We start from the raw sequence: 13,602 nt of genomic DNA on the forward strand, positions 1-13,602 counted from the left end.
CATAGTCATACATATCTGTCCAACGATGAACTGACGGGCCGTCCGGCGTGTTCACCCGAACCGGTGGCTCCGGCAGTCGGCCCGCGCCCACCGCCACGCGGACCCCTGCGTACTCTTGCGCGGGTGAACGCCACCGATCGCACCCCTGCCGACCTGCTGCGTTCCGCGCTCGCCGCGGACCCCGCACGCCCCCTGGTGACCTTCTACGACGACGCCACGGGTGAACGTGTCGAATTGTCCGTGGCCACCTTCGCCAATTGGGTGGCCAAGACCGCGAATCTCCTCCAGGGCGAGCTGTCCGCCGAACCCGGTGACCGGGTCGCGCTGCTGTTGCCCGCGCACTGGCAGACGGCGGTGTGGCTGCTGGCCTGTTCGTCGGTGGGCGTCGTCGCGGACATGGCGGGCGAGCCCGGCGCGGCCGACATCGTCGTCAGCGGGCCCGACACGCTCGACGCGGCGCGCGCGTGCTCCGGTGAGCGGATCGCTCTCGCGCTGCGGCCGTTGGGCGGGCGGTTCCCGCAGGTGCCGGCCGGCTTCGCCGACTACGCGGTGGAGGTGCCGGGGCAGGGGGACCGGTTCGCGCCGTACGCGCCCGTCGATCCGGAGGCGGCGGCGTTGATCGTGGCCGGGGCGGAGTTCACGGGGGCGGAGGTCGTGGAGCGGGCCGGGGCGGACGCGGTGGGGTTCGGGCTCACGGGGCCGGGGTCCCGGCTGCTGTCGGGGTTGGGGTACGACACGTGGGACGGGGTCAGCGCGGGGCTGTACTCGCCGCTCGCCACCGGAGGGTCTGTCGTCCTGTGCCGACACCTGGGGCGGGTGTCCGAGGACGTGCTGGCCAAGCGGATCGAGGACGAGCGGGTCACGGCTACGCGCAGCGCGTAGGGGTGCGTCGCGTTTCGGCTGCGGCCACGGTGGGGCTTGTCGCGCCCACGCGGCGGAGCCGCACATGTCGCAGCCCCGCACCCCCGACTGAGCGTCCGGCCCGACGTTCATTCGTTCGGTCCATCAGCGGCCACCCCGAGCCCGGCTTGCGCGTCATGGCCGTAGGAGCACGTGCACCTACGACCATGAGGGCCGAGCCGTGACCGGCACCGTACGCGCCCTCGGACCACCCGGCCCTGGCAAGTCTGCGCGGTTTGTGTGAATTGGTGCGCGGAATGCGTGACATTCCTGTCGAACGTGGGCAGTTCCTGACCGTTCCGCGGGTGTCGTACGCCTACGACACAAATCGCGACCAGCCTGCCGAGCCGGATACCGGGCGGTTGTCCGAGCGATTGCGCACGGGCGCATCGGTCGCCGTCGCGGCGGAAATGCCGGTTCGGCGCGCTTGCGGGTAAAGCGCTTGCCAAGTCGGCGGTCTTTAGTTCAAGAAAATGGATGGATTGCCCAGGTGTAGGGACGTGGAATTTGTCACCGTCGTCGTTTGACGCCCAACTGGACGGATAGTGTGAGCGATCCGGTGCGTCAGGACACGTGTCGTGTGCACACCGGCAGACCGAGAGACCCGAGCGCCTTGGAGGGGGAAAGGCGCCGCGTGGCCCCGACGGAGGATGCAGAACCGTGGACGCGCAAGGCCGTGGGCGGGCGGACGACATCGACCCCGCAGACCAGTGGGTGCTCAACCCGAGCACCGGCGAATACGAACTGCGACTGACTCCCTCCGCACCGCAATCAGCGGTCCCGGGACCTCGTCGAGCCACGCCTGCCAACGCGGGTGCGGGACGCGGGCGTTCGGCGGCGCCGGAGCGGGAGCGCGAGCAGGAGCGAGAGACGCACGGGGTGCCCGGCACGCCCGGGCAGGTACCGCCGCCGAGACGGCGCCGCGGTGTGCCCGAGGAGCCGCTGCCCGGCCGACGCCGCTCGCGGGCCCCGGAGAAGAAGAAGTCGAAGGCCAAGAAGGTGCTGCTCTGGACGGGCGGGACCATGGCCTTCGTCATGGTGGCCGCCGCCGCGGGGGGCTACTTCTACCTCAAGCACCTTGAGGGCAACGTCCAGACGACGGATGTCGGTACGGCGGGCAAGTCCGGCTTCAGCAAGGACGAGGCCTTCAACATCCTCATCATCGGCACGGACAAACGCACCGGTGCGGGCAACGAGAAATACGGCGACGCGGGCAGCGTCGGGCACGCGGACACGACGATCCTGCTGCACGTCTCCAAGGACCGCACGAACGCGACCGCGCTGAGCATTCCGCGTGACCTGATCGTCGACGTCCCGGACTGTCCGACCAAGCTGGCGGACGGTACCGAGAAGATCATCGCCGGTACCCAGAGCGTCCGCTTCAACACCAGCCTCGGACAGGGCGGGCGCGACCCCGGCTGCACCATGCGCACGGTGAAAGAGGTCACGGGTATCTCCCCGGACCACTTCATGATGGCCGACTTCAACGCGGTGAAGACGCTGACGACGGCGGTGGGCGGGGTCGAGGTCTGTGTGACCAAGGCCGTCAACGACAAGGAGTCGAAGCTGAAGCTGCCCGCCGGCAAGTCGACGGTCGAGGGGGAGCAGGCGCTCGCCTTCGTCCGTACGCGGCACAGCTTCGGCAACCAGGGCGACCTGGACCGGATCAAGGTGCAGCAGCAGTTCCTCAGCTCGCTGATGCGCAAGATGTCCTCCAGCGACACCCTGACCGACCCGGCCAAGCTGCTGAAGCTCGCCGAGGCAGCCACCTCGGCGCTGACCGTGGACACCGGTCTCGGCAAGGTGTCCACGCTCAAGGACGTGGCGCTGGAGCTCAAGAAGGTGCCGACGAAGAACATCACCTTCCTGACCGTGCCGGTGGTCGACAACCCTGCGGAGAAGGTCCGGGCGACGGTTGTCGTCAACCAGACCACGGGTCCCGAGGTGTTCAACGCGATCGCGAACGACGTGTCGTTCACAGCGGTCAAGCAGCAGAAGGCGAAGGAGGCGGCTGCCGTCGCCGCCCGCCTCAAGGGCACCAAGTCCGCCGCCTCCGACGTGCGGGTGCGGATCCTGAACGGCGGTGCCGTCTCCGGCTCCGCACAGGCTGTTCTTAACTACCTGCAGAATGATGAGGGCGTGACGAAGTCCGAGAACGCGGGCAACGCTTCGGCGACGCTTGCGAAGACGACGCTGGAGTACGCGCCCGCCCAGGCCGACCAGGCCCGGCGGCTGGCCGCCATCATGGGGCTGTCCGGTTCGGCGATGAAGCCCGGCGAGAGTGTGACGAACTCCCAGGGGCTGCCCACCATGACGCTGACCCTGGGCAAGGACTTCAAGGAGGCCGGCGTCTCGCTCACCGCGCCGGCGAAGGCGCCGAGCGTGGACGGACAGTCCACGGCGGACAAGGTGAAGTGCGCCAGCTGAGCATTCCGAATTGATCAATGGGCATCTGCGCCAGATGTTTTTGGTGCGCCGGTTGACCTGACAGGCCTGCCTTGCGTCCTACCGGACGCGAGGCAGGCCTGTTCGACGGCGGCGCAAGGGTGGGAGGCAGGGGAATGACGCAGAGCAGTGTGCATGGGGAGGGGACGCGACCTGGCGTCCGGCCTGCTCGGGTTCCGGGGCAGCGAGACGGCTCGCACGAGCAGGAGGGCGACTCCGGCGACGGCGAAAGCGACGGCGGTAGCGGTGGTGTCAGTGGTAGCGGTGGTGGTCCGGCGGAAAGACAGCGGCGGCCCGGCAGGCGCAAGGTGCTGCGCTGGTCGGCGGCGACCCTCTCGCTGCTGATCCTCGCCACCGCCGGCGTCGGATACCTGTACTACGAGCACCTGAACAGCAACATCCAGAAGGGCAAGCGCAGCAGCGGCGACTCCAAGGCGCAGAAGACCGAGGCGAACTCGGCCGGGCAGACTCCGCTGAACATCCTGCTGATCGGCTCGGACAGCCGTAACTCCGACGCGAACGTGGCGCTGGGTGGCAGCAAGGCCAGCCGCGGCAACCCGCCGCTGGGCGACGTCCAGATGCTGATGCACGTCTCCGCCGACCGCAAGAGCGCGGCCGTGGTGAGCATCCCGCGCGACACCCGGGTCGACATACCGAAGTGCACGGACCCCGACACCGGTGAGAAGTTCGCGGCGACCAACGACATCATCAACACCTCGCTGGCCCGGGGCGGCGCCGGCTGCACGCTGGCCACCTGGCAGAACCTCACCGGGGTCTACATCGACCACTGGATGACGATCGACTTCGCGGGCGTGGTGAAGATGGCCGACGCCATCGGCGGTGTCGAGGTCTGTGTGAACCAGAACGTGTGGGACCGCCCACTGCCCGGTGTGTCCGGCGGCTCCGGGCTCAAGCTCACGGCCGGCAAGCACAAGGTCCAGGGCAAGCAGGCTTTGCAGTGGCTGCGTACCCGGCATGCCTTCTACAGCGACCTGGGGCGTGCCAAGGCCCAGCACATGTACATGAACTCGATGATCCGCACGCTGAAGGCGCAGAACGTCTTCACGGACGCCGGACGGCTCACCGATCTGGCCGAGGCGGCCACCAAGTCCCTGACGGTGTCCGAGGAGCTCGGCACGGTCAAGGAGCTGTACGACCTGGGCATGCAGCTCAAGGCGGTGCCGACCGACCGCATCACGATGACGACGATGCCGACCGTCGTGGACCCCCAGAACGCGAACCACCTGGTGGCGGCCGACGCCGACGCCGAGACGATGTGGACGATGCTCCGCGACGACATCGCCTTCGACGACAAGGGCTCCGCCACGGCGACCAAGGCCCCGACGGCCGCGGCCTCCGCGACGGCCTCGACGGACCCGGCGGCCGCTCCCGGAAAGATCGGCGTGCTCGTGCAGAACGGCACCCGGACGGCCACCCTCGCCGCGGTCGGCGGCCGGGCGACCGCGATCAGCGGGATCCTCTCGGGCAAGGGCTTCACGAACGCGGCGGCGGACACGTCCGGTTCGCTGTCCGTGGAGAAGACGGTCGTGCACTACCCGAGCGCCGACCTGGCGGGCGACGCCCAGCTCGTCGCCAAGTCGCTGGGGATCCCGGCGAGTTCGGTGAAGAAGTCGACGGACGTCTCCGGCGTGACGGTGACCGTGGGCGCCGACTGGCGTGAGGGCAAGGCGTATCCGAAGCAGGCGGCTCCGAAGGCCGGCCAACTGCCCGCCACCGCCGACAAGGTGGTCGGTTCGGACACCGGCGCGTGCATGGAGGTCTACTCGCCCTACCGCTGGTGAACAGCCGCCGCACCGGTTGTGGGGAAACGAGTCGGGGGCCTGCCGTCAGTCACTGACGGCAGGCCCCCGACTCGTTGTCGTTCAGGCCGCGTTCGCGCCGTCCAGCACCGCCGGCCGACGGGCCGCGATCACCTTGCGGGCAAGCGACTTGGGGCTCGTCAGGAAGCCCCAGCCCCAGCACATGTGCATGGTGGCGAGGGCGACGGGAATCTGCAGCCGGGCCTTCAGCGAGAGCCCCTTGCCCGCCGGGACCGAGCCCGCCGCGATGGCCGCGAGGTAGCCGCCGGGCACCAGAAAGGCCCACGGGGTCAGTACGGCACCCAGCACCGCACCCGCCGCTATCGCGACCACGGCGGTGGGCGGGGCGAGGTAGCGCAGGTTGATGGAACCCTCGTGGTAGCGGGCCACGACATGGCGCCAGCGGCCGTAGTCCTTGTACTGCTTGGCCAGCGCGCGCACGGAGGGCCTCGGCCGGTACGACACCCGCAGCTCGGGCGAGAACCAGATGAGGCCGCCCGCCTCCCGGATCCGGAAGTTCAGCTCCCAGTCCTGGGCGCGGATGAACTCCACGTTGTAGCCGCCCTGTTGCTCCAGAGCGGCGCGCCGGAAGACACCCAGGTAGACGGTCTCGGCGGGCCCGGCCACGCCTCCCGTGTGGAAGGCGGCGTTGCCGACCCCGATCTTCGAGGTCATCGCGGCGGCCACCGCGTGCTCCCAGGCGTTCTCGCCCTCGGCGTGCATGATCCCGCCGACGTTCTGCGCGCCGGTCTCGTCGAGGAGACGTACGGCGGTCGCGATGTAGTCGGGCGAGAGCATGCCGTGCCCGTCGACGCGTACGACGACGGGGTGGCGGGAGGCCTTGATCGCGGCGTTCAGCGCGGCGGGCGTACGGCCGGTCGGGTTGGGGACCGTGTGGACGCGCTTGCTGGTACCGGCCGTTTCGCGTACCAGCTCGGCGGCGATCTCGTCCGTACGGTCCTTGGAAGGACCGAGGGCGATGACGACCTCCATCTCGCCCGCGTACTCCTGGGCGAGGATCGCTTGGACGGCTCCGCGCAGATGCCGCTCCTCGTCGAGGACGGGCATGATCACGGACACGGCGGGCAACTGCACGTCGGGCTTGGCGTTCATAGGGGGCTCACGTTACCGCGAACGGGGGACACCGACGCGCGCCGCCCGCTCCCTGACCCGGGCCGCAGATCGTATGGGCCTACGGTGCTCACGGATCCCACGTTCGGCCCACTCCCCCGCCCCCGGCCTGCCTTCGCGGAGGTGTTCCCCCATGCCCGCATCCCCCGCATCCCCCCACTCCCCCGGTTCCCCGCAGCGCCGGCCACGGCCGTCGCCGGTGCGCCCGCGTCCCCCCGTACGGCGGAAGAAGCCCCGTTGGGCCATGCGGGCGGTGACGACGCTGTCCGTCGTGGTGCTCGCAGCGGCCGGGATCGGGCACGCGGTGGTCACCAGCCTCGACGCCGACATCGCCCGCGTCGACCCCTTCAAGGACATGAAGAACCGTCCGAGGGCCGGTCACGGCATGAACGTGCTGCTGGTCGGCACGGACAGCCGGGAGAACATCAGCGAGGCCGAGCGGCGCAAGTACCGGCTCGGCGGCGCGCCCTGCCACTGCACCGACACGATGATGATCGCCCACATCTCGGAGGACCGGGAGCGGGCGAGCGTGGTCAGCCTGCCGCGCGACTCGTACGCCCTGACGCCCCCGCACACCGACCGGACCACCGGGCACCGGCACGGCGGACACGTCATCAAGCTGAACGCGGCGTACGCGGAGGGCGGTCCGAACCTCACCGTGCGGACGGTGGAGAACATGACGCACGTGAAGATCGACCACTACCTGGAGATCGACTTCACCAGCTTCATGAAGACGGTGGATGTGCTGGGCGGAGTCGAGATCTGTACGCCCAAGCCGCTGAAGGACTCGTACACCGGGCTGAACCTGACCGCCGGGGAGCATGAGCTGAACGGCGGGGAGGCGTTGCAGTACGTGCGTTCACGGCACGCCGACGGGTCCTCCGACCTGGGGCGGATGCAGCGCCAGCAGCGGTTCATGGCGGCGCTGATCGCGCAGTCCACGTCGTCCGGGGTACTGCTGAACCCGATGAAGTTCCGGGACATCACCCGGGCGGTGCTCGGGTCGGTGCGGGCGGACAAGGAGTTCGGTACGGGTGAGCTGCTGGACCTCGGGCGGGCCATGCGGAACTTCTCCCCGTCGTCGTCCGAGTTCACGACCGTGCCGATCGGGCGGATGGGGTTCGCCGTGAAGGGCATCGGTTCGACGTTGAAGTGGGACGACGCGAAGGCGGGGCGGCTGTTCCGCGCGCTGCGTGAGGACGAGCCGCTGGCGGTACGGAAGGGTGGAGGCGGGGGCGGTAAGGGCGGGGCGCCGGTGCGGGTCGAGGTGGCGCCGCAGCAGATCCGGGTGCAGGTCGAGAACGGCACGCGCACGGTGGGGCTGGGGCGGAAGGTCGATCGCGCGCTGGCCGCGACGGGGTTCCGGACGACTCGGGCGCCGGTGAACGCGCGGGAGCGGGGCGCGACGGTACGGACGGTGATCGCGTACGACCCCCGGTGGGACCGCTCCGCGAGGTCGCTGGCGGCGGCGTTGCCGGGGAGTTCGCTGCGGGTCGTACGGGGGCAGGGGGCGGTGCTGAAGGTGACCGTCGGGACGGATTACCGGGAGGTGCGGAAGGTTCGGGTGGCGGAGCTCGGGGTGACCACAGGCGATGAGGTGGGGTGCAAGTGAGACACCGGTGAGGACGGGGATTCGGGGCGGCCGGCGTTCGAGAAGCCGGGCCGGTCCACCCCGGCTCGCTTCCCGCCATCCCGCCCGTTTCCACCCCGTCGATCAGTCGTCCAGACCCTCCGCCGCTCTTCGTTCCCTCAGTTCCATGATCGCCCGCCGCCTCGCCAACCGGTGCGTGCGGCGGATCTGGGCCTCCTGGTAGCGGCGCTCGTCGCGTTCCGTCTCCGGGAGGACCGGGGGCACGAGACGCGGCTTGCCCTCGGCGTCGACCGCCGCGAAGACCAGGTACGCCGAGCCGACCTGTGTCGCCGGTGTCGACTCGTTCCAGCGCTCGGCGAGGACCCGCACCCCGACCTCCATCGAGGTCCGGCCGGTCCAGTTGACCTGGGCTTTCACATGGACCAGGTCGCCCACCCGCACCGGTTCCAGGAACGCCATCTCGTCCATCGACGCCGTGACCGCGGGACCACCGCTGTGCCGGCCGGCCACCGCGCCCGCCGCGTCGTCGACCAGTTTCATGATCACGCCGCCGTGCACCGTACCCAGGAGGTTGGTGTCGGCGTTCGTCATGATGTGGCTGAGGGTGGTCCGGGAGGCGGAGGTCGGCTTGCCCGGGGGTACCTCATCCGGCCCGGTGGCCTGGTCTGTCATGACGTCCACCCTATGCGGGACGTACACCTGGGCGATTTGTGTCAGCTTGGCAACAGCCCTGTTCCTAATTTCCTTCGACCCTTGTATAGGGCATGGCCCGGCACTGCACACTGGCCGCATGAACGATTGGCCAGGCGCGTGGTCCGACGACAACCGCGACAACCGCTACGGACGCGGCAGCGCGAACGCACAGCCCGAGAGTGCGCGCGTGATGCGGCAGGTCCAGCGCGGCCAAGGCGGCCCGGGTGGCCAGAACCCGTCCGCCCCGCCGTACGGCGGCGGGGTGCCGCAGCAGCAGCCGTACGCCGGCGACCAGGGACATGGACGGGGACAAGACCCTTATGGCAACGGCTACGACAGCGGATACAACACCGGCCAGGTCTACGGCGGCGCGCCCAGCGTCGGTGGATCGGACGGCGGACCGGGCGGGCCCGGCGCGATGAGTGGCCCTCGTTCTGCTCCGAACTGGCGCAAGCGCATCAAGTGGACCGCGATCACGGTGGTCACGGTGCTGGTCGTGGTGTCCGTCGGCACGTACTTCTGGGCCGACGGCAAGCTGAACCGCCAGGTCGACCTGTCCAAGGTCATCGACCGGCCGGACGGCGGCAAGGGCACCAACTATCTGATCGTCGGTTCCGACAGCCGTGAGGGCATGTCGGCCGAGGAGAAGAAGGCGCTGCACACCGGGTCCGCCGAGGGCAAGCGCACCGACTCGATGATGATCCTGCACACCGGCGACAACGGGCCGACGCTCATCTCCCTCCCCCGTGACTCGGACGTGGAGATCCCGACGTTCGTGGGCTCCGAGTCCGGCAAGACGTACAAGGGCACGGGCAAGCACACCAAGCTGAACGCGGCCTACGCGACGGACGGGCCCGAACTGCTCGTCCGTACCGTCGAGTTCAACACGGGTCTGCGCATCGACCACTACGTGGAGATCGGCTTCGCCGGTTTCGCGAACATCGTGGACGCGGTCGGCGGCGTGGAGCTCACCATCCCCAAGGGCGGGATGAAGGACACGAAGTCCGGCGCCAACTTCACGGCGGGCAAGCAGACCCTCAACGGCGAGCAGGCCCTGGCCTTCGTCCGTACCCGGTACGCCCTCGCGGGCAGCGACCTCGACCGTACGAAGAACCAGCAGAAGTTCCTCGCGGCGCTGGCGAGCCAGACCGCGACGCCGAGCACGATCCTGAACCCCTTCAAGCTGTACCCGACGATGAGTGCGGGCCTCGACACCCTGGTCGTCGACAAGGACATGGGCCTGTTCGACCTGGGCGACATGTTCTGGGCGATGAAGGGCGTCACGGGCGGCGACGGCAAGTCGATGAACATGCCGATCTCGGGCTCGACCGGCGGCAACCTCGTCTGGGACAAGGCGAAGGTGAAGACGCTGGTGACCGAACTGAAGAACGACGACAAGGTCACCGTCTCCGGCAACTGAGCGCGGCGACCGGCCCCGATGACAAACCCGTTCGCCCCTGCCCGATGGATCGGGCAGGGGCGAACGGGTTTTCGTGCCGGGTTACCGAGTCAGCGAGTTACGGCAGGTTGCGGGCCATCACGATCCGCTGGACCTGGTTCGTACCTTCGTAGATCTGGGTGATCTTGGCATCGCGCATCATCCGCTCCACCGGATAGTCACGCGTGTAGCCGTAGCCGCCCAGCAGCTGGACCGCGTCCGTGGTGACCTCCATCGCCACGTCCGACGCGAAGCACTTCGCCGCCGCGCCCTGGAAGGTGAGGTCCTTGTCGCCGCGCTGGGACTTGGCGGCAGCCGCGTACGTCAGCTGCCGGGCCGCCTCGATCTTCATGGCCATGTCGGCGAGCATGAACTGGATGCCCTGGAAGTCGGCGATCGGCTTGCCGAACTGCTTGCGCTCCTTGACGTAGCCCTTGGCGTAGTCGAGGGCGCCCTGCGCGATGCCCAGCGCCTGCGCGGCGATCGTGATGCGGGTGTGGTCCAGGGTCTGCATCGCGGTGGCGAAGCCGGTGCCCTCGTCGCCGATCATGCGGTCGGCCGGGATGCGGACGTTGTCGAGGTAGACCTCGCGGGTCGGGCTGCCCTTGATGCCGAGCTTCTTCTCCGGGGCGCCGAAGGAGACGCCCTCGTCGGACTTCTCGACGACGAACGCGGAGATGCCCTTGCTGCGCTTGGTGGGGTCGGTCACGGCCATCACCGTGTAGTACTCGGACTCGCCCGCGTTGGTGATCCAGCGCTTCACGCCGTTGAGGACGTAGAAGTCGCCGTCGCGGACCGCCCTCGTCTTCATGCCGGCCGCGTCCGAGCCCGCGTCGGGCTCCGAGAGGCAGTACGAGAACATGCCCTCGCCCTTGGCGAGGGGTGTCATGTACTTCTTCTTCAGCTCCTCCGAGCCGGAGAGGATCACGGGCAGCGAGCCGAGCTTGTTCACCGCCGGGATCAGGGACGAGGAGGCGCACACCCGTGCGACCTCCTCGATCACGATCACGGTCGCCAGCGCGTCCGCGCCCGCGCCGCCGTACGACTCCGGTACGTGGACGGCGTGCAGGTCGTTGGCCACCAGCGCGTCATGGGCCTCCTGGGGGAAGCGTGCTTCCTCGTCCACCGCCGCGGCGTACGGCAAGATCTTCGCCTCGGCCAGGGAGCGGATCGCGTCACGGAGCATGTCGTGCTCCTCCGACGGGCGGTACAGGTCGAAATCAGCCGATCCGGCCAAGGTCTCTCACGCTCCAAAGACGCTGTATGACTGACGCTAACTACCGTTAAGTAACACAGTAGGTAATCCAAATTTTAAGGGCCTGCCCACCCGAGTGATACGTGAGCTTGGCGACAGGGAGGAGTTCGGGGGACTCCCGGGGACTCCCGGAGAATTCTGCCCGGTGAAGGCCCGCAACAGCCCCTGCCAGGCCGTGCCGGGCCCACGACTATGCTCGCCATCGCACACACGACCACCCCCAGGCCACACCCCAGGAGCACCCATGGCTCTCAAGATCACCGTGATCGGCACCGGATACCTCGGGGCCACCCACGCCGCCGCCATGGCCGAGCTCGGTTTCGAGGTGCTGGCGCTGGATGTCGTGGAGGAGAAGATCGACCTGCTGCGGCGCGCGCAGGCCCCCATGTACGAGCCCGGACTCGACGAGCTGCTGCGCAAGCATGTCGCGGGGATCGAGGGGTCCACCGGGCGCCTGCGCTTCACCATGGACTGGACCGAGATCGCCGCCTTCGGAGACATTCACTTCGTCTGCGTGAACACCCCGCAGAAGCACGGCGAGTACGCCTCCGACATGTCGTACGTCGATTCCGCGATCGAGTCCCTCGCCCCGCACCTCACCTCCCCCACCCTCGTCGTCGGCAAGTCGACGGTGCCCGTCGGCTCGGCGGACCGGCTCGCCCGGACGATCGCCGGGCTGGCGCCCGCCGGCGCGGACGCCGAGCTGGCCTGGAACCCGGAGTTCCTGCGCGAGGGCTTCGCCGTCCAGGACACGCTGCACCCCGACCGGCTCGTGGTCGGCGTACGGAGCGAGCGGGCCGAGAAGCTGCTGCGCGAGGTGTACGCCACGCCGATCGCGGAGGGGACGCCGTTCGTCGTCACCGACTTCCCGACCGCCGAGCTGGTGAAGACCTCCGCGAACTCCTTCCTCGCCACCAAGATCTCGTTCATCAACGCCATGGCGGAGGTCTGCGAGGCCGCCGACGGGGATGTGGCGAAGCTCGCCGAGGCGATCGGGTACGACGACCGGATCGGCAAGAAGTTCCTGCGGGCCGGGATCGGCTTCGGCGGCGGGTGTCTGCCCAAGGACATCCGGGCGTTCATGGCGCGCGCCGGTGAGCTGGGCGCCGACCAGGCGCTGACCTTCCTGCGCGAGATCGACTCGATCAACATGCGTCAGCGCGGCCAGATGGTGGAACTGGCCCGGCAGGCACTGGGCGGCGGCCCGTTCCTCGGGAAGCGGGTCGCGGTGCTCGGCGCCACCTTCAAGCCCGACTCGGACGACGTCCGCGACTCGCCGGCCCTCAACGTCGCCGGGCAGATCCACCTACAGGGCGGCCAGGTCACGGTGTACGACCCGAAGGGCATGGCCAACGCACGCAAGGTCTTCCCGACGCTCACGTACGCCGACACGGCCCTGGAGGCGGTCCGGGGCGCCGATGCCGTACTGCACCTGACCGAGTGGCGGGAGTTCCGCGAGCTGGACCCGGCGGCGCTGGGCGAGGCGGTGGCCCACCGGCTCGTCCTGGACGGGCGCAACGCCCTCGACCCGGAGGTGTGGCGCAAGGCCGGATGGACGTACCGCGCGATGGGGCGGCCCACCGCCTGACGGCCGCTTGCGGCTGACGGAGTCCGGCCCGGGGTAGGACGCCGGTCCGGCCGAGGCTCAGTCGGCCGGACCGGCGCCTGTCCCATTCTCCACATCCCGGCCACCCTTCGGGACCCGCATCCCAAATCCCGGGCGGCCACTCCACGCGGACCCCCTACTTCGCGCGATAGCGCCGCATCTTCGCGCGCGCCCCGCACACCGACATGGCGCACCAGCGCCGGCGCCCGGCGGGGCTGCGGTCGTAGTACGCCCAGTGGCACTCGGGCAGCTCGCACGCCTTGAGGCGCAGCCAGGTGCCGTCGGTGAGTGCCTCCGCGACGGCCGCCGCCACTCGGGAGAGCAGCGGGCCCTGCTCGGCGGCGGTCAGGCGGGCCGAGCCGTCCCGCTCGTCGACGGTCACCAACAGCGGGGCGCGGGACAGCAGTTGGCCCAGGGGCGTGACGGTGTCGTGCGGTGGATGCCCGGCGTGGGCGAGGCAGACGGCCCGCAGGGACTCCCGCAGCTCCTTCACGGCCACCAGTTCCCGTTCGGTGATCTCCGCGATGCCGAACGCGGCACGCCCCTCGACGGCGTCCAGCGCGTCCCGGCCCGACTCCAGGTCCCTGGTGTTCACCAAGGCCTCCACGAGGGCCAGCCCTCCGGGTGCGGACCCGTTCTCGCTCATACCGCAGACGGTACCTCTTCGCGTTACCTCCTATGCACGGGCATCCGGTAACCGTATGAGACGGGTCAACCGGTAAC

Annotated in this window: 10 protein-coding genes and 1 pseudogene; 7 read left to right on the top strand and 4 right to left on the bottom strand. The window is 69.4% G+C overall.

What is annotated here, in order from left to right; all coding sequences use genetic code 11:
- Window positions 1-123: 123 nt before the first annotated feature.
- From G3I71_RS27825 to G3I71_RS27835, 4 genes and pseudogenes are all read left to right on the top strand, one after another.
- Window positions 124-882: a TIGR03089 family protein gene (locus tag G3I71_RS27825; protein ID WP_164318560.1), complete on the top strand. Its 759-nt coding sequence runs from the start codon at window positions 124-126 to the stop codon at window positions 880-882.
- A gap of 230 nt (window positions 883-1,112) precedes the next feature.
- Window positions 1,113-1,301 (top strand): annotated as a pseudogene (locus tag G3I71_RS51365) (LytR family transcriptional regulator); the annotation flags it as partial.
- Window positions 1,302-1,560: 259 nt separating this feature from the next.
- On the top strand, window positions 1,561-3,327 hold the full coding sequence (locus tag G3I71_RS27830) for an LCP family protein (RefSeq protein WP_164318562.1): 1,767 nt from the start codon (window positions 1,561-1,563) through the stop codon (window positions 3,325-3,327).
- 134 nt (window positions 3,328-3,461) lie between these two features.
- The gene (locus G3I71_RS27835) at window positions 3,462-5,147 is read left to right on the top strand and encodes an LCP family protein (protein WP_203731585.1); all 1,686 of its coding nucleotides are present in this window, start codon (window positions 3,462-3,464) and stop codon (window positions 5,145-5,147) included.
- Window positions 5,148-5,228: 81 nt separating this feature from the next.
- Here the strand turns inward: G3I71_RS27835 and G3I71_RS27840 are convergent, their stop codons facing one another.
- The gene (locus G3I71_RS27840; RefSeq protein ID WP_164318564.1) at window positions 5,229-6,278 is read right to left on the bottom strand and encodes a glycosyltransferase family 2 protein; all 1,050 of its coding nucleotides are present in this window, start codon (window positions 6,276-6,278) and stop codon (window positions 5,229-5,231) included.
- Window positions 6,279-6,540: 262 nt separating this feature from the next.
- Here G3I71_RS27840 and G3I71_RS27845 point away from each other — a divergent pair, with 262 nt between their 5' ends.
- The gene (locus G3I71_RS27845) at window positions 6,541-7,908 is read left to right on the top strand and encodes an LCP family protein (RefSeq protein ID WP_239149394.1); all 1,368 of its coding nucleotides are present in this window, start codon (window positions 6,541-6,543) and stop codon (window positions 7,906-7,908) included.
- 102 nt (window positions 7,909-8,010) lie between these two features.
- Here G3I71_RS27845 and G3I71_RS27850 read toward each other — a convergent pair whose 3' ends face one another.
- Window positions 8,011-8,559, bottom strand: a complete 549-nt coding sequence (locus G3I71_RS27850; RefSeq protein ID WP_164318568.1) for an acyl-CoA thioesterase — start codon at window positions 8,557-8,559, stop codon at window positions 8,011-8,013.
- 118 nt (window positions 8,560-8,677) lie between these two features.
- On the opposite strand from G3I71_RS27850, the gene G3I71_RS27855 reads away from it, so the two are divergent.
- Window positions 8,678-10,000, top strand: coding sequence for an LCP family protein (locus tag G3I71_RS27855; RefSeq protein ID WP_164318570.1), 1,323 nt, complete (start codon window positions 8,678-8,680; stop codon window positions 9,998-10,000).
- A 97-nt stretch (window positions 10,001-10,097) separates the two neighbouring features.
- Here G3I71_RS27855 and G3I71_RS27860 read toward each other — a convergent pair whose 3' ends face one another.
- Window positions 10,098-11,255 carry an acyl-CoA dehydrogenase gene (locus tag G3I71_RS27860; protein ID WP_164318572.1) on the bottom strand — a complete coding sequence of 386 codons (1,158 nt, stop codon included), beginning with the start codon at window positions 11,253-11,255 and terminating at the stop codon, window positions 10,098-10,100.
- 262 nt (window positions 11,256-11,517) lie between these two features.
- Between G3I71_RS27860 and G3I71_RS27865 the strand changes: the two genes are divergently transcribed.
- Window positions 11,518-12,861: a UDP-glucose/GDP-mannose dehydrogenase family protein gene (locus G3I71_RS27865; RefSeq protein WP_164318574.1), complete on the top strand. Its 1,344-nt coding sequence runs from the start codon at window positions 11,518-11,520 to the stop codon at window positions 12,859-12,861.
- 154 nt (window positions 12,862-13,015) lie between these two features.
- Here G3I71_RS27865 and G3I71_RS27870 read toward each other — a convergent pair whose 3' ends face one another.
- Window positions 13,016-13,525: a CGNR zinc finger domain-containing protein gene (locus tag G3I71_RS27870; RefSeq protein WP_164318576.1), complete on the bottom strand. Its 510-nt coding sequence runs from the start codon at window positions 13,523-13,525 to the stop codon at window positions 13,016-13,018.
- Window positions 13,526-13,602 lie beyond the last annotated feature (77 nt).

This window comes from Streptomyces sp. SID12501, assembly GCF_010550245.1.
Lineage (GTDB): Bacteria > Actinomycetota > Actinomycetes > Streptomycetales > Streptomycetaceae > Streptomyces.